The sequence below is a fragment of the Pseudoalteromonas rubra genome (assembly GCF_005887095.1).
Classification (GTDB): Bacteria; Pseudomonadota; Gammaproteobacteria; order Enterobacterales; family Alteromonadaceae; genus Pseudoalteromonas; species Pseudoalteromonas rubra_E.
In genome coordinates this window covers 16,869-35,433 of sequence record NZ_PNCI01000026.1, presented here as the reverse complement: position 1 = coordinate 35,433, position 18,565 = coordinate 16,869, and the positions used below count along the sequence as shown (strand labels likewise).

The window sequence follows — 18,565 nt, the reverse complement described above, 5'->3', positions numbered from 1 at the left end:
GACAGAGCAACGCGACACTGCACTGGCAAACAGTTTTGCGCAACTTCATGAGGGTTTGACGCCGCAAAGTCCGCTGATGCTGCGCGCGAAACTGATCACTCTGGGCGCTCAAGAGTACGTTCTGGCGCTGTGTATTCATCATATCGCGGCGGATGGCTGGTCCATGGGACTGATCCTGGAGCAGCTGGATCACTTTTATCGTACTGGGCACGCTGATGAGTCTGATCTGCCGCTATACCATGACTACGCACGCTGGCAGCAAGCACGGTTTGACGATCCCGCCAATATGGATAAGCTGGCGAATTACTGGCAACAGCAGCTGGCAGACTTACCACTGCATCACGAGCTGGCACTGGATAAACCGCGTCCGGTTGATGCCAGCTATCGTGCGCAGACCCTGAGCACACGCATTCCAATGGAACAGGTGAGTGCAATCCGTCAGTTTGCTCAGCAACAGCAAACCACGCCATTTGTGGTGCTACAGAGTGCTTTTTCTTGGGTCTTGTCGCTGTTCAGCGGTGAGCAAGATATTGTTATGGGCACGCCAATGGCAAACCGCCAGCAGGCAGGCTGTGAGCAAATGATTGGCTACTTTGTGAATAGTGTTGTGTTGCGTGCGCAGGTATCTCCTCAGCTTAGCTTTAGTGAACTGGTCAAAGCGCAAAATAGTACCTTCCTGAGCGCTTATGAGCATCAGGCCTATCCGTTTGAGACTCTGGTTGAAACCTTAAACCCGGAGCGGGTCGCACACCTTCACCCGTTGTTCCAGATTATGTTCAGCTATCTGACGGCTGAGCATAGTGCGGCGATTTCTCTGGGAGAGCTTGGCTGCGAAACGCTGGAAGAGCCAAACAGCTTCGCTAAATTTGATCTGACGCTCAATGCAACAGAGCAGCAAAATGGCGATATCCTGCTGGAAATTGACTTCAGTACGGACATTTTTGAGGCCGCGACAGCACAAGCCCTGCTGACCTGTCTGAGCGATGGACTCAGCAACTTACTGGCTCACAGTAGTACGCCATTCGAATCATTATCCGCACTGGTTGATGACACTCAGCGGCGTGCCATTGAGGCACTGGGTAAAGGCGCGTCTTGTCAGTACGAGGCGGATTTGCGCACTATGCTCGAAGCACGTGTTGCCCAAACCCCTGAGCACATCGTCATTGAAGAGGGCGAGTTGACACTGACTTATAGTCAGCTACAAACGCGTGCCAAACAACTGGCAGGGTATTTACAATCTCTGGGTGTGCAGCCCGGTGATAATCTGGGACTGCTATTACCGCGCAGCGCCGATGCGCTCGTGGCTATTTATGCAACCCAGTTGTGTGGCGCGACCTTTGTGCCGCTGGCGCTGGATTACCCTCGCGCCCGGGTTGAGAAAATAGCTGAACAGGCACAGATCCGTCTGTTACTGGTTCAGCACCCGGATACAGGGCAGGCATTTGAGGGAATAGCCGAGATTGTCAGCCTGCAAACTATTCCATCTGGCTGCGATTACCGGGTGCCAGAGCGATATGCACAGATGGCGTATTTGCTCTTTACTTCCGGCTCTACCGGCGAGCCCAAAGGCGTGTGTATCAGTCAGCAAAATCTGGCGCATCTACTGACAAGCTGGACACAGCGGACCTTTGCAACGGCAGACATGGCCACAGTGCGCTGGGGCTGGCGTGCTCCTTTCGTGTTTGATGCGTCTATGTTTGGCCTGGCCATAGTGGCATTTGGTGGGTGTCTGGTCATTGCTGATCATGAAACGGGCCGTGACCCCTATGCCTTTATGCAGTTCTGTCAGACTCACGATATTAACTACAGCTTTGCCACACCTTCTTTTGCGGAGCAAATGCTGGAGTGTCATGAACAGCCGATGCCATCGCTGATGCTCGGTGGCGAAGCGCTGAATCGTAAACTCTGGTGCCAGCTCAGTGAGTACAGTGAGCAACATGGTCGCGTGTTCTTTAACGCCTATGGTCCGACGGAAACAACCGTCGAAGTAACTCAGACTGAGGTCACAGGCGCCCATCCTCATCTGGGTGGTCCGATAGCCAATACCCAGCTGTACGTGCTGGACGCTCAGCAGCGTTGTGTTCCGGTCGGGGCCAAAGGGGAGTTGTATATTGACGGTGCGGGTGTTGCCGAGGGATACCTCAACAATCCGGCACAGAGTGAAAAAGCCTTTATTAACAATCCGTTTGGCTCAGGTTCACTGTATCGCAGTGGCGATTTGGTGCGCTGGGATCATGATGGCAATCTGGAATTCTTTGGTCGTATCGATCAGCAGGTCAAATTGCGTGGATTCCGTATCGAACTGGGCGAGATTGAAACAGTACTCAGTCGCAGCGACGCTGTAGCTCAAGTGGTCTTAACGGTGCAGGGCTCGCACCTGGTTGCCTATTTTGTCTCGGCAGGCGCATTGAGCGAGCAGGACATTACGGCGCGTTTGCGGGCACTGGCTCAGCAAGCTCTGCCTGACTATATGCAGCCAAGTTACTATGTTCAGATTGAGCAGGTGCCGTATGCCGTAAGCGGAAAAATTAACCTGCGGGCACTGCCTGCGATCAGTGTCGAGCAGGCGCATTATGAGGCGCCGGCAACATATCTGGAGTCGCAGCTGCAAACGCTGTGGGCTGAAATTCTCGCACTGGATGTTGGCCAGATAAGCGTTGAGGCCAATTTCTTCGCGCTGGGGGGCCATTCTCTGGCGGCGAGCAAACTGGTTGCCCGGGTGAAGCAAACCCAGCCATGCACATTGAACGTATCTGATGTGTTTAAAATGCCGACCATTCGGGCACTGGCACGTGCGCTGACGTCGCAACGACAGCTGCCTCAGGATCAGCCTTTGGTGAAGACGCAGCGTCCGGAGCGACTGCCATTAAGCGATGCGCAGCAGCGATTGTGGTTGGTTGATCAGATGGAGGGGCGCAGTGCTCAGTACAACATGCCATTCGCATTTGATTATCATGGTGTGCTTGATTTAACGACGCTGACACAGGCATTGACGGCGCTGGTCGAGCGCCATGAAGTGCTGCGCACCTGCTTGCGTCGGGACGAGCTTGGGCCTTACCAGTATATCCAGGAGGTCAGTGCATTTGAGCCACAAGTACTCGATGCCAGTGATTACAGTACAGAGGAATTTGCCGGTCTGCTTGAGCAGTTGGCGGTGACCCCGTTTGACTTGGAGCAGGACGTGCTGCTGCGTGCACATGTCTTTATCCGTGGTGATGATCATTACACCCTGCTACTCAACTTCCATCATGTGGCGATGGATGGTTCGGGCATGGAGATATTCATTGCTGAGCTGGACGCGCTGTATAGCCACAGGGGAGACAGCGAGCGCCTGAAGCCGCTGGCACTGCAATATGCCGATTATGCGCTGTGGGAGCATCAGGGTCGTCACCCCGAAAATCTGGCCGCACAGCGGACCTACTGGCATCAGCAGCTGGCACAGTTACCGCCTGTGCATGAGCTGCCGCTGGATAAGCCGCGCCCTCAGGAAATGACCCACAGTGGTCAGGTGGTGTTCAATCAGCTTAGCGAACAATGCAGCGAGACATTGAAAGCCTATTGCGAACGTCAGGGGGTCAGTACTTTTATGGCGATGCATGGCTTACTCAGCGCACTATTGAGTAAGTTCAGTGGCAGTCGCGACATTGTTATCGGTACGCCTGTGGCCAATCGTGAACAGTTGGAAACGCAGCGCATGTTAGGCTTCTTTGCCAATACTCTGGTCCTGCGTATGGACACAGATCTGTCCATGTCATTTGCACAATTGCTGGCACAAAGCCGCGACACTGCACTGGCTGCGTTTGATAATCAAAGCGTGTCTTTTGAAACCCTGGTGGCAGATTTGCAAGAGGCGCGTCACAACCGTTATAACCCCCTATTCCAGATCCTGTTGGTGGTTCAGAGTCAGCACAATAGTGCCTGGTTACTGGATGGGGTAGAGCTGCGTGAGCACCCGGTCAACTTTGATCAGAGTAAATTTGACCTGACACTGTCGGTGGTTGAGCAAGCGGGACAGATCCGCCTCGACTGGGAATATAACAGTGACTTATTCCACAGAGCGACCATAGAATCACTGGCACAGGCGTTTGTGGCTCTATGTGAACAAGCTTTGGCGACACCAGATGCACAGCTACTGTCTCTGCCGCTGAACGCTGAGGACACCTGTGACGCTGCAGACGTGACGCACTTACCTCAGTCTGTTGCCGATGTCTTGCAGTTAAGCGCCCAGACTCAGCCCGATGCCCTGGCGTTAGAATCAAGCGAGGTACAACTGACTTATGGTGAGTTTGTGGCTCAATCCAGCCAACTGGCGCGTTTACTGACACAGCACGGGGTCAGGCAACACCAGGTTGTGGCGCTGACTTATGCGCGCACACCTGCCAGCTATCTGGCCATTGCAGCCCTGCTGCAATTGGGCGCGGCGTATCTGCCTCTGGACCCTAAACTGCCAGAGCAGCGTCTGCGCTATATTCTGCAGCAAAGTGGCGTTGAACATGTGATAGACACCCGAGGCGACGCCAGTATCGCAGAGCTAATCGACACGCTTGAATTAAACTGTCTGGCACTCACCTGGCCGGCGCTACAGTCGCAACTGAAAGGGCTGGACGACAGCGTCTATCACAGTGAAGAACCTATCCAGGGTGACGACGCGGCCTATGTGATTTATACCTCAGGGACAACCGGTGAGCCTAAAGGGGTGGTGCAAACGCATCGTACTTTATGTCATCTGGCGGTTGCCCAGCAAAGCACGCATGGGCTCACTGATGCGAAGCGAACTTTGCAGTTTACGCCTCTCACCTTTGACGTGTCAGTGCAGGAACTGATCACCAGCTGGTTCACACTCAGTCCGCTGGTACTGATGAACGAAGAAGAAAAAGACAATCTGGCGCAGCTGCCTCAACTACTGAGTGCACGAAAAATCGAGCGTTTGTTCTGTCCACCAGCGGTACTCCAAATCCTGGCTGAAGAAGTGCTGGGTAACGACTATGATGCCGTGCCGGATGAGATCATTGTTGCCGGTGAAGCCTTGTATATCTCAGAGGCCATTGCGGCGCTGTTTACCCGCTACCCCAGCAAGCTCTGGAACCATTATGGCCCGACAGAGACCCATGTGGCCTGTGCGGAGTTTGTCGACGACTTTAGCCAGCCCGGTTTCGCTTTTATTGGTCTCCCTGTGGGCCAGTGTGGGCTGCATGTTCTGGATCCCTATGGTCAGCCGGTGCCGCGAGGTGCCATCGGTGAGTTGCATGTCAGTGGCGCGCAGGTTGCTCTGGGTTACCTGGGCCGCGATGAGTTAACTGCGGAGCGTTTTTATACGCACGCCAGCGGGCAGCCTTGCTATAACACGGGCGACCGTGTCCGCTTCAATGGTAACGGTAAGCTGGAATATCTGGGTCGTAGTGACGATCAGGTTAAGATCCGTGGTTTCCGTGTTGAGCTGACTGAAATTGACCTGGCATTGCAGCAATGCAAGGGAGTTACTCAGGCACGTTGCTTTACCTTTACAGATAGTCAGGGGCAACAGCAGCTTGCCGCAGCCGTGGTGAGTGAGTCCGGTGAGGCAAATGAAGCGCTGCAAAGTACCCTGGTTCAGACGTTGGGCACGCAGTTGCCTGCCTATATGGTGCCAGAGCGCTATGCCTTTGTAGCGAGCCTGCCACTGACCCGCAATGGTAAGCTGGACAAGGCTCGCGTGCTCGAGCAACTGCAAAGTTCAGTCGCTATGAATGAAGTGATTGTACCGGCCAGTACGCCGACAGAGACTTTCCTGGTCACTGTGTGGGCCGAATTGCTGAAACTGCGCGAAGCGCAGATCAGTATCGACAGTAACTTCTTTAAACTGGGCGGACATTCACTGCTGGCGACACGCCTGTTGATTGCCATTGAAAAAGCGTTCTCACTCCAGCTGCCTTTGAAAGTCATTTTCAGTCACAGCACCATTAACAAACTGGCCGCACTGATTGATGATTCGCAGGCGACGGAGCAGCACCTGAAACTGACTGCTGCAACTGACGAAGGCCAGTGGTGTGCGCTGAGCTTTGCACAGGAAAGGCTGTGGTTTATGCAGCAACTTAACCCGGATGCCACCAGTTACCATATGCCGGCAGCCTATGTGTTTAAGGGGGAACTGGATGTCGCTGCGATGGAGCAAGCACTAAACTGGCTTGTGGCCAGACAGGCCAGCCTGCGCACTCAGTTCCGGGTGTTTGCAGATGAAGGGGAACAACAGGTTGTACGTCAGCGCAGCCTGAACCCGGCACAGTCATCCTTTACCCTGACTCAGTGTGCACTCAGCGACACAGAGACAGAAGCACACTTTAATGCCTTTAACGCCCGGCCGTTTGATTTGCCGGCGGGCGAGGTGATCCGTGCTGAGTTGTGTAAAGTGGCTGAGCAGCATCATATTTTGATGATTTGTATGCACCACATAGCAACCGATGGCGGATCGTTCGCGATTTTTGAGCAGGAACTGTTCAGTGCCTACAATGCTCACCGTGCGCAGACACCGCTTGAAGTTGCAGAGCTGGACCTTCAGTATCGTGATTTTGCTGCCTGGCAACGTGCGCCTGAGAATCTGGCCGCGCTGGAGCACAGCGAGCAGTACTGGCAAACACAGTTACAAGGTTTGCCAACTGTTCACAGCATTCCACTGGATAAGCCGCGCGACAGCACGCGGTCATTTAAGGGGGGATTCCATCATCACCAGCTTGACGGGGGGCTCAGTGCACAAATTGATGCGCTGTCTGCAAATGAGCAGGCGTCGTCGTTTATGCTGTTGCATAGCGTGTTTGCCGCGCTGCTGGCTCGCTGGAGTAATGAGACGGATATTGTGGTTGGCACACCGGTGTCTAACCGCAACGATGCCGCGTTGCAAAATGTGATTGGTTTGTTCTTAAATTCAGTGGTGTTGCGTCTGGATTTAAGTGACTCGCCGAGTTTGACGAACCTGCTGCAACAGGCAAAAACGCACCATCTGTCGGCGCATGAGCATGCCAACCTGCCATTTGAGCGGCTGGTGGAAGTGCTCAATCCGGAGCGTAACCTGCAACATGCGCCACTGTTCCAGGTGATGATTAATTTCGATGGTCATGACCAACCCGAACTGGCACTGGACGGACTGGATGTATCAGGGCTTGCGCTGGGCGAGTTCGATAACAAATATGATCTGACTCTGTATTTGTCGCGCCGTGAACAGGGCTATGAACTGACCTGGGCGTACGATGCAAGGTTGTTTAAAGCCAGCACAATCAGCATGATTGCCGCTGAATTTGAACATCTACTGGCTCTGGGCTGCAGCAATCCGGAACAGCCGCTGCTGAGCCATGCCTGGAGCGACAATGCGGTGCTGCCGCAGCCTCTGGCTCTGCCATCGCAAAGTGACACCATACTGACTCAGTGGCAGCAGGTGGTGGCGATGTGTGCCGATAAGCCTGCGCTGATATCCGGTGAGCATCGCCTCACTTACCAGCAGCTGGATGCACAGGCCACACAGGTGGCGAATTTCCTCAGTACGCTGGGGGTTGAGCGGGGCGATCGGGTCGCCGTGTGCATGGCCCGGGCGTTGCCAAGGATTGTCGCCATTATGGCGGTGATCAAGCTGGGTGCAATCTATGTCCCGGTTTCTACTGAGCTCCCTCAACAGCGCTGTGAATTTATGATTGATGAAGTTGGCTGTAAATGGGTACTCAGCAATGCGGGCAGTGAGGTCTTGCATTGGCAGGTTGAGGCGCAGATTTGTGCTCTGGATGACAGCGAGACTGCCAGCGCGATTGTGGCTCAACCAACAACACCGAGCTATCAGGTTAGCCTGACGCCCAATGATGGTGCCCATATCATCTTTACTTCTGGCTCAACGGGTAATCCAAAAGGGGTGCTGGGAACCCATGGCGCCACCCTGAACCGGGTTAACTGGATGGCACAAGACTATCCATATCAGGATGATGAGCAGGCCTGTCATATTACTTCGATGGCCTTTATCCGGGCGGTATGGGAATTGTTCACGCCGTTACTGCAAGGCGTTACGCTGCACCTGATAGACCGCGAACTGGTTAAGCAGGTACCTCAGTTGCTGCAGGTTCTGAGTGAGCAGGGGATCACCCGTATTGTTACGGCGCCGTCGTTGCTGAATATTGCCAATGAATATATGGCGCAAACGGGCTTCAGATTACCGGCGCTGAACTACTGGTTTGTCAGTGGTGAGCCGCTGGCGACGGCACTGGCCCGTCAGGTACTGCCTACACTGGGCGATACTCAGCTGGTGAATCTCTATGGCTCCACTGAGGTGATGTCAGATGTCACCCATTACGTTGTCACTGATACTTCGCTTACCGATACCTTATATGCGCCTATTGGGGCTGCGATAGCCAATACCCAGGTGGTATTGTTGGATGCCAACCACAATCCGGTGCCACAGGGCGCGGTGGGTGAAATTGTGATCACAGGCCACGGTCTGGCAACTGGCTATTTTAATCGTCCGGAGCAAACAGCAGGTGCCTTTATCGAAACACCGATTGGCCGGGCTTATGCGACGGGCGATCTGGGGCGGGTTGATGAGGCGGGTCGTTTGCATTGTCTTGGCCGTAAAGATTATCAGATTAAGATCCGGGGTTACCGTATTGAAATCGGTGAGATAGAAGCGCAGCTTGCGCGTCACAGTGATGTCCAGAATGCCATTGTCATTTATGTGCCAGAGCAGCAGAGCCTGCAGGCGTATCTGCTAACCCAGGTACCTGCCTGTCAGCAATCGGCCCTGTTGCAGGCAATTAAAACGCAGCTGGCTCAGACCCTGCCTGATTACATGCTGCCAGACGCCTTTATGTGTGTCAGCAGCTTTGCCTATCGACCCAATGGTAAGGTTGACCGCAGCCGCTTACCGGCATTTGATGTGGCGGTGAAGGATGAGTATGTCGCTCCGGCTACGCCAACAGAGCAACGGCTGCAGGCTGTCTGGCAACGTTTGCTGGACAAAGAGTCGATTAGTACCGAAGCCAACTTCTTCCACCTTGGAGGTCATTCATTACTGGCTACGCGTCTGGTGACGGCCATCATTGCTGAGTTTAACGTGGAGCTGGCGGTTAAATCCGTATTCAGTGCCAACACCATTGCCAAGCAGGCTCTGCTGATAGACAGCAGTGAGCAGCTCTCTGTTGGTGCTCAGCTGAGCGTTCAGGCGCGTCCTGCTGAAGGGGCTCCGCTGTCTTATGCGCAGCAGCGTATGTGGTTTATCAACCAGCTGGAAGGCAACAGCGGCAATTATAATATCCCTATGGTGTATGCGATCCGCGGTGAGGTGGATGTCAGCCTTATGGAGCAGGCTTTTGCTCAGCTGCTGACGCGCCACGAAGTGTTGCGCAGCCAATTTGTCAACCATGACGGAGAGGCGCGACAAATTGCCCATGATGGCAGTCATTTCACGCTGGATTATCGTGACCTGAGTGTCTTGCCTGATGCACAGAAACAGCAGCAACTGGCCCTGGCAACAACGCAGGCCGCCACCCTGGCGATTGAATTAAGTTGTGACCCTATGTTGCATGTCACCTTGATCAAAGAGCAGGAATGTTGCTTTAAACTGTTGCTGACGGTACATCATATTGTTGCCGACGGTTGGTCTATGGGCCTGATCACCAATGAGTTTATCCGTCTTTACGAAGCGCTGGTTGAAGGGCGTGAGGCCGTATTGCCAACGCTGAGTGTGCAGTACGCTGACTTTGCAATGTGGCAGCGAAGCTGGTTGCAGGGGGCACAGCTGGAACAACAAGTTGGCTTCTGGCAACAGGCTCTGGCAGGGATCCCCGCGGTGCATGAATTGCCGACCGATCAGCCTCGTCCGGCAAAACAGAGTTATCGCGGTGCCTGGCATGAGTCTCAGCTCAGCCATGCACAGCTTGCTCAGCTACAGTCACTGGCTCAGCAAACAGACAGCACACTGTACATGGTGTTGCAGTCTATGTTCAGCGTATTACTGCACAAACTGAGTCATCAGGATGACATTGTGCTGGGTACACCGGTGGCGAACCGTCGTCGTGAAGAGCTGGTGGACCTGGTGGGCTTTTTTGTGAACACTCTGGTCATGCGTACTCAGTTTGAGGCGCAGGATGGCTTTATGGATGTGCTGGCTCGCTCCAAGGCTTATATGCTTGAGGCTCAGACCCATCAGGATGTGCCTTTCGAAGCGCTGGTTGAAAGCCTGGCACCGGAGCGTAGTCTGGCGTACAGCCCGCTGTTCCAGATCATGTTTGTACTGCACAACAACCAGGCGGTTGAGCTGGACAACAGCGCCTTCGAAATTGATATTGAGCGTAGCAAAGCGGCACTGGCTAAGTTCGACCTTACCCTGACGGCGATGGAAAATGAGTCGGGTCTGGGCCTGTCCTGGGAGTACAATACCGATCTGTTCAGCGCGCAGCGGATCGCCCGGTTTGATGCGGCGCTACACCGTTTGATTGATATGCTACTGGATACGCCACAACAACGTATTGCGGATATCTCGCTGGCTACCCCAGCGCAAGGTCAGCTGACAACTGAAGCTCTTGAAGTGACGTCGCAGTCACAGGTTATACCTTTATTTACGGCCGCTGCGGAGCAATATGCGCAACACAGTGCGCTGAGTTTCCAGGGGACAAACCTGACCTATCATCAACTTGCTGAGCGGGTTGAGCACCTGAGCGGCGCTTTGTTCGAGCAAGGTGTTGAGCCCGGCAGTGAAGTCATCGTGATGGTCCCTCGGGGGGTCAATGCGGTGCTGGCGATGCTGGCAGTCTGGCGTCTGGGCGCAGTATACATGCCCGTTGACAGTCAATGGCCTCAGGCTCGTATCGACACCATTTGCCACGACAATGAGGTGACCTTTGCGCTGATCAGCAACAACACGCCATCAGCGCAGCACCCTGACGTCGCCCGGGTACTGGAAATTGAAGCCTTGATGACCTGCACAGTGGCAGCAAGCGCACCTCACTGGCAGGGGGAGGCGGATGATGCGGCGTATGTGATCCATACCTCGGGCTCAACGGGTAAGCCTAAAGGGGTCGTGGTGCCTCACCGTACACTGGCAAACCTGTTGGCGTTTCAGCGCCGCGACAACAGTGTGCTGTCTGCACCGGCAAAAACGCTGCAGTTTGCTTCACTGAACTTTGATGTGTCTGTGCAGGAGATCTGCACGGCACTGACCACAGGCGCTGAGCTGGTGGTGGTCGATCAGCATACCCGCACCGATATGGCTGCATTGCTGGATGTGATTGCCACACAGCAAGTCGCCCGGATATTTGTGCCATTTGCCGTTTTGCAGGTGATGTGCAGTGAGGCGCTGGCATCTGGTGTCTCACTGGATGCGCTGCGTGAGATTGTGACAGCCGGTGAGCAGCTGCAGATCAGTGCTGATATTACCCGCTTCTTCAATCAGTATCCGAATTGCACGCTGATTAACCATTACGGTCCGTCTGAAACCCATGTTGTGACCGAGTATGTACTCCGGGGAGACCCGGCTCAGTGGCCGCAGCTGCCACCAATTGGTCAGCTACTGCCGGGTAATGAAGCACGCCTGCTGGATAAGCATCTTCAGCCTGTGTTGCCCGGGTGCGTGGGTGAGTTATTTATCAGCGGTGTGAACGTGGCGCTGGGTTATCTGAATAATCCGGTACTGACCAATGAGCGCTTTGTCGAGATGGCAGAGGGCAAACGCTGGTATCGCACCGGAGATCTGGTGCAGCTCGATGAGCAGGGCCAGTTGCGCTATGTTGGCCGCAGCGACACCCAGGTTAAGCTGCGCGGGTTCCGTATTGAGCTGGGCGAAATTGAAACCCTGCTGAACCAATACCCGGGCGTGATTGAAGCTCTGGTGACGGTGCACCAGCAAAGCCGTTTAATTGCTTACTATGTGTCGGATAAGCCTTGTGATGAAGCTCTAAAGGCGGCATTGCAAGATGCTTTACCAGATTATATGTGCCCGGAGCTTTACTATCACCTTGAGCGACTGCCGCTTACCGACAATGGTAAAGTCGACAGACGTGCGTTACCGCAGCCTGATGCTCAGCAGCAGGCGCAGTACACGCCACCTCAGACGCCAACTGAGCAAACGCTGGCGCAGATCTGGCAACAGCTGCTGTCAGTAGAGCAAGTGGGCAAAGGGGACAACTTCTTCACTCTGGGCGGGCATTCTTTGCTGGCAATGCGCCTGGTGACTCAGGTTAAGCAAAGCTTTGCCATCGAGTTTGGAGTTAAGCAGGTATTCGAGACACCGACTCTGAACAGCATGGCATTGGCCATTGATGCGGCTGCACACAGTGAGCTGGGGCAGATAAATGCAGTATCCAACTCGGATGGCTGTTATCCCTTGTCCTATGCGCAAAGTCGCTTATGGTTTATTGACCAGCTGGAGCAGGGCAGCAGCAACTACAATGTACCAGCGAATTATCGCCTTCGAGGTGCCCTTAAAGTGTCTGCACTGCAAGCGGCTTTTGCCGCCCTGAGTGACCGTCATCATATCCTGCGTACAGTTTACGAACAGGGCACAGACGGGCCTGTCCAGCGTATTACACAGCGACAAGCTCAGCTCACCCTGCGTGATTTGAGTGGTTTGTCTGATCCGCAACAGGCACTGGACACTGCGCTTCGCGAGTTGTCTGCGACCTGCTTTAACCTGGCAGCAGATCTGCCCGTACAGGCGGTGTTATATAAAGTGGCCACACAGGAGTATGTTCTGGCGCTGGTGATCCACCATATCGCCGTTGATGGCTGGTCATTTGCGGTGATTGAGCGCGAGTTGTTCGCTCATTATGAGCAGCTGTGTGCCAAACAGATGCCGGATGCAGAGCCATTAGCCATTCAGTATAAAGACTTTGCCCAATGGCAACATCAGGATGCGCAGCAACAGGCGCTGAGTCGCTCAGAGCAGTATTGGAAAGAGTCGCTTAACGGCGCCCCCAAACTGCACAGCTTGCCGCTGGATAAGCCTCGACCTCAGGTACAGAGCTTTAACGGGGCACGGTTTATTACTGAGCTGGATAGTGATGTCAGTGCGATGCTCAATACGCTGGCACTGGATCAGGGGTGCTCATTATTTATGGTGCTGGAGTCGCTCTTTGCGGCGTTGCTGGCCCGTTACAGTGGCACGGACGACATCATGATAGGCACACCCGTTGCCGGACGTGAACGACCTGAAATCGAACCTCTGGTTGGCTTTTTCGTCAATACTGTGGTGCTGCGCAACCGTCTGGCATTGTCACAGGGCTTTGTTGAGAACCTCAGAGGTACCAGCACGATGATCCTGGATGCCTTTGAGCATCAGGCCATGCCATTTGAGCGCCTGGTGGAAGTGCTTCAGCCAGAGCGTAGCCTGAGTCACTCACCGCTGTTCCAGATCCTGTTTGCGCTTCAGAACAATGAATTTGACGAATTGCAGGTCGCTGATCTGGCGGTTGAACCTATGGGATATGACAGGGACACCAGTAAGTTTGACCTTAAGTTGTCGACCATAGAGCAACCCGAGGGCGGCGTCGTGCTGGCCTGGGAATACAACCTGGACTTGTTCAGCGAGCAGAGTATAAAACGGATGGCACGCAGTTTTGCCACGCTGGCCCGGGCGGTTGTGAACCAGCCCCATACTCCTCTGGCACAACTGGACATGATCGACCCGCTGGCACATGAAGAGCTTGCCGCGTGGAATGATACCCGCCATCAGTTTACTGAGCAGGTGCCCTTCCATGACTGGTTCAGTGCTCAGGCTAAGGCGACACCAAATGCGATTGCTATTCGTCAGGGCGCTGCGCAGATAGATTATCAGCAACTGGACGCTTTGGTTAATCAATGGGCACATCTGTTGATTGCGCAGGGCGTGAAACCGGGAGATGTGGTTGCGCTGAGCCTGGATAAATCGATTACGCTGATTGCCTGTATGCTGGCGGTATTAAAAGCCGGCGGTGCCTATCTGCCCGTTGACCCTGAGTATCCGCAGTCACGGATTGACTATCTGGTTGCTGATTCCGGGGCTGTTTGTGTGATCACATCACACTCTGACAGTGACAAGTTCTCGGCACTGGCAACACGCTGCTTAGTTGACTGTCCGCACTGGCAGGCTCAGCTGAGCACCTGTGAGACTGTCGCACCTGATGTCGCCGTGTCGTCACTGATGCCTGCCTATGTCATTTATACCTCAGGTTCTACTGGTCAGCCAAAGGGCGTCATGATCAGTCACGCCAATATTGCCAATTACCTGGCTCAGGCGTTAGACACTTATTTTGTGTCGGAACTGGAAGGGTCAGTGTTGATGAGCTCGGTCAGTTTCGACGGTACGATCCCGAATATTTACCTGCCCTTACTGAGGGGTAAAACAGTCCATATCGCTGACAATGATAACCTGTATCTCAGTGCCGCACAGATCCTGACAGGCAGTGACGTGCCGCTGTACATTAAGGTGACGCCGACTCAGATAGAGGTTCTGCTGTCTCAGTTAAGTGCGCCTGTAGCTCAGCCACACACACTGATGATGGGGGGTGAGGAGTTCACGGTGCAGACCTATGAGCGGATCCGTGCTTTATTGCCTGAGGCCCGCATCTACAACCACTATGGTCCGACTGAAACCACCATTGGCTGTACCTTTAACTTTGTTGCAGAGCCGCCACAGGGGGCCGCGATTGCCCTGGGTAAACCTATTCACAATACTCGTTTGTATGTACTGGATGAGCAACAGGCGCTGGCACCAGTTGGCGCTGTGGGTGAATTGTATATTGCGGGTGAAGGGGTCACGCTGGGCTACCTTGGTGCCGCCGCAGAGCAGACCGAGAGCCGTTACCTGCCTGAATACGGTAATCCGGGTGGACGTATGTACCGCACGGGCGATCAGGTACGCTGGCTCAATGACGGTACGATCCTTTACTTTGGTCGTAACGACGGACAGGTGAAGCTCAACGGTTACCGGATTGAAACCGCAGAGATTGAATCCTGCCTGCAGCGTCTTGATGGGGTTGAACAAAGCTGTGTGGTGATTAGGCAAGATGCGCAGCAGCAGGCCATTTTGGTGGCATATTATTGTGCATCGCAGACGCTCGACAGTCAGACACTACAGACTCAGCTCAGTGCTTTGCTGCCTGAGTATATGGTGCCTAAAGCCTGGATGCAGCTTGATGCCTTGCCATTGAATATGAGTGGTAAAGTCGACCGTAAAGCACTGCCGCAGCCTAGCTGGCAATCAGAGGTGGCTTATCGCTCACCTGAAACGCCATTGCAGCAGCAACTTGCGAGGATCTGGCAGTCATTGCTGGGCCAGGCACAAGTTGGCCTGGATGATAGCTTCTTTGCACTGGGCGGGCATTCATTGTTGGCCATTCAGCTGGTCTCGCGGATCCGGGATGAACTGACGCTGGAAGTGCCGGTCAGAACCATTTTTGAAGCACCAAAACTGGCGCAGTTCTGCGAGCGACTCAGTGCAATGAGTGCAGTTTCAGGCATGACCGAGATCCAGGTGCTGGCAGATAACAGCCCGTCTGTGGTGTCTTATGCACAGCAGCGTTTGTTGTTTATTGCCAAGTCCAACCCTGAGTCCGGGCTGTATAACATGCCTTATCCGTACGACATCTCAGGGCCGCTGGATCTGACTATATTCAAAGCTGCGTTAGATTTAATCGTGACACGTCAGCACAGCTTACGTACGCGATTTGTGCTGGGCGAGACGCTATTACAGTATTGCACGGAACATACTCAGGTTGTCCTTGAGCTGGCAGAGTTGGAAGGAGATACACAAAGCATTGCTGACTGGGTGAATGAAACTTCGACCCGCGCGTTTGACTTGCAAGGAGACAGCCTGTTCCGGGTGCATGTCGCTACCCTGGGTGCTGAGCGCCACATGGTGAACTTTGTCTTCCATCATGTGATTTGTGATGGCTGGTCAATCGGACGCTTCTGGCAGGAGCTCAGTTATCTCTATACCACGCTGGTACGTGGTGAACAACCACAGTTACCTGAGCTAAAAGTGCAGTATCGGGATTATGCCGCCTGGCAGCGCGGCTGGTTCAGTGGTGAGATGCTTGAACAGCAAAGTGACTACTGGCAACAACAGCTGCAGGATATCCCGGCGGTGCACAGTTTGCCGCTGGATTTTGCCAGACCGAAAACCCAGTCGCACCGTGGGCACTTTATTGGTACTGAACTGGATCAGCAGACCCTGACTGGGCTTAAAGCGCTTACGCAACGTCATGGTGCAACCTTGTTTATGACGTTACAAACCGCCTTTGCAGCACTGCTAAGCAGCTGGAGCAATGAAACTGATATTGTGATGGGAACCGTGGTGGCAAACCGCACCCAGCGAGATGTCGAAGCCCTGATCGGGTTCTTCGTAAATACCCTGGTGCTGCGCAACCGCTTTGATGACAACCCGAGTTTTGAGCAGGCGTTGCGCGACTCCAAGCAAATGCACCTGGATGCTCAGTCACATCAGGATATGCCATTTGAATTGTTGGTAGAGCAACTGCAGCCAGAACGCAGCACGGCTTATCATCCGTTGTTCCAGGTGCTCTTTGTGCTACAAAACAATCAGTCGGCGGATTATGGTCTGGACCAGCTGGTGGTAGAGGACTATCAACGCTCGGCTGAGTCAGATGTGAAGTTTGATTTGTCGCTGACAGCCCATGAATCTGATACCGGTCTTTACTTCACCTGGGGTTACTGCCGTGATTTGTTTGCTCAGCAGAGCATAGAAATCGCCGCTGAGGCCTTTAATCGCTTACTCAAAGGGATAGTCGATGCGCCACAGCTGGCTTTGTCACAGCATACGCTCAGCGATGAGCCGATTGCTGAGGCAATTTGTCACTCGTCGCAAGGACCACAGTCCATCGCTGCGGCGATCCGCGCCTTTGCGCTGGAGGATGCCGCACATACTGCGGTGTTCTATGCACAGGAGCAGCTCAGTTATGGCGCACTTATCGAGCAGGCCGACGCACTGATGCAACGCCTGGCGGCGCAAGGCGTGAGTCATGGAGACAAGGTAGCGGTGATGTTTGACCGCTCGCTTGAGCTGGTGGTCGCGCAGCTGGCCATTATGCAGCTGGGCGCAGCGTATGTGCCACTTGACCCGAACGCCCCCATGGACCGGCTGAGCTACATTGTAGATAACGCACAATGTTGTATGTTGCTGAAAGCCTCACACTTTGAGGTTGAACTGCCGTGTCCGGCTTACACTGCGGCACAACTTCCAGAGGCCCACGGCCCGGCTGTATCTGTGGTCGAAAACCACCCGGATGATCTCGCTTATATTATCTATACCTCAGGTACCACAGGGCGTCCGAAAGGGGTGAAGATCAGCCAGGGATCGATTTTCTCTATGCTGACCCAGCTGGAATTCTGCCCGTTCAATCGTGATACCCGGGTATTGCAGTTGTTGTCACTGGCATTTGATGCGGCTGTTTTTGACATCTGGGGACCTTTGGTCCATGGCGGTGCAGTGGTGTTCTATCCGGGCCGACATGTTGAGATAGATAAGCTGGAGCAGGTGGTGAAGCAAAGTGGTGCGAATACCGCGTTGATCACCCCGGCACTGTTCGAACCCTGGTGCGAGCAGCTCACAGGCACTTGTGGTTTTAGTCACTTGTTGATCGGGGGAGATGTTTTCCCGACTCAGTCGGTGCAACGCTTATTTGAGCTCGACCCTGAGGTTGAGGTTTACAATGTTTACGGTCCGACCGAGAACAGCGTTTTGTCGAGTTACTATCCGGTTCCGCGCACATTGCAGCTGAGCGATGATATTCCTATTGGCCTGTCTCTGGGTGGTACCCAGTATACAATCCGTAATGCACAGGGGCAGCGTCTGCCATCTGGATTTGTGGGTGAGCTGTGCTGGCATGGTCCGAGTGTGGGTATTGGCTATCAGAACAACCCTGAAGCCACTGCAGCGGCCTTTATCACAGATCCGCAGTCGCAACAGCGCTACTATCGCAGTGGTGATATGGCACGGATTGGTATGGATGGCATGTGTTACTTCAAGGGACGTAAAGATCATCAGGTGAAACTGCGGGGCTTCCGTATCGAGTTGCAGGAAATTGAACAACAGTTTGAACTGCAGCCTGCGGTGCGTCAGGCCGCGGTCTTGGTCAACAAAACGGACTTTGCGGTCCCTACCTTGTGTGCTTATGTGTGCCTGGCCCAGGGCGAAGACGAGACGCAACTTGGTGATATCTGGCAACAGGTCCGTACTGGGTTACCCGGCTACATGGTGCCAGGGCATTATGCCTTAGTGACTGAAATGCCGGTGAACCTCAATGGTAAGCGCGATGACAAAGCCCTGCAGGCGCTGACCCTCAGCGAGTGTACAGTGGATAACTATGTCGCACCGGAAACAGACACTGAGCAACAGCTGGCCGAACTCTGGTCGCAGATGCTTCGCCTGGAGCAGATCAGTATCCGCAGCAACTTCTTCGAACTGGGTGGTCACTCCTTGTTAGCGATGCAGCTGATTTCGAAGATCAATGATGCCTTTGAGTTGGAGCTGAATGTGGCTGATTTGTTTGAGCTGGGGGACATTGAGTCGATGGCCGAAGAAATCGACATGATGCTGGATGAGCAAGAAAGTGGATGGTTATAA

General features: G+C 53.9%; 1 protein-coding gene (running past one end of the window). It reads left to right on the top strand.

Going from position 1 to position 18,565, the window contains the following annotated elements; genetic code table 11:
• Window positions 1–18,565, top strand: the 3' portion of a protein-coding gene (locus CWB99_RS11960) for a non-ribosomal peptide synthase/polyketide synthase (RefSeq protein WP_138686211.1). 8,972 nt of this gene lie to the left of the window's left edge; 18,565 of the gene's 27,537 nt are visible here — the last part of the coding sequence; its start codon lies beyond the left edge, outside the window; its stop codon occupies window positions 18,563–18,565.